The 653-nt window shown below is 51.6% G+C and carries 1 protein-coding gene; it reads right to left on the bottom strand.

Annotation, left to right across the window (positions count from 1 at the left end; all coding sequences use genetic code 11):
* Positions 1-653: hypothetical protein (locus tag ACFILZ_RS10235; RefSeq protein ID WP_375682395.1), on the bottom strand; the 653-nt coding region annotated here is incomplete at both ends.

Here is a 653-nt window from a genome sequence, read left to right on the forward strand (position 1 = left end):
ATATGAGCATCGACACTCTCACCGCGCATTGTGCCGCTATTTGCGACCCCATCACGCACTTGAAGGGTTAATGCTCCCTCTTGAGCTTCCACAGTCCCTGCTTGGGTTAAAGCATCAGCACTCAAAACCACATCATAACTTAAAATCGTGCTCTCTTGAGAGGTTGTGAGCATGCCCCCCGCTGTCAAGGCAATCTGCTGCATGCTGACAATATCACCCGTGTGATTGAGGGCACCATGGGCATCCAGCGTTATCTTCCCATTGGACCAGACAGTGCCTTCTTGGATCAGGGCACCGTGATGCGCATAAAGGTCAACTTTTTGCTCTGCCACTAAGCGCGCGCGTGATGTAAGCTCTGCTGCTTCCACCAAAAGAGAGCCGCCGGCGCTATAATGTCCAGCGCCTACAGTGAGCCCATCATCGGCGCTCAAGACAATATTCCCCTTGGCACCAATATGGTTGTTTAAAGCGGTGATTTGATTGGTTTTAATGGTCAGATCGCCAAGGGAAGAAACCCCTGTTTGATCATTGTCTTGCATGCGGCTCAGATCAATTGTTGCTGCTTGGATCTCTAAGAGATCACCGGCGGCTATCCGCCCATTCCCCGCCTCAAGCTTTGCTGCCTGTAAATGCAAAGAACCCGTCGCTGACTG

The organism is Bartonella sp. AP40SXNS, from assembly GCF_042195825.1.
Taxonomy (GTDB): Bacteria; Pseudomonadota; Alphaproteobacteria; order Rhizobiales; family Rhizobiaceae; genus Bartonella.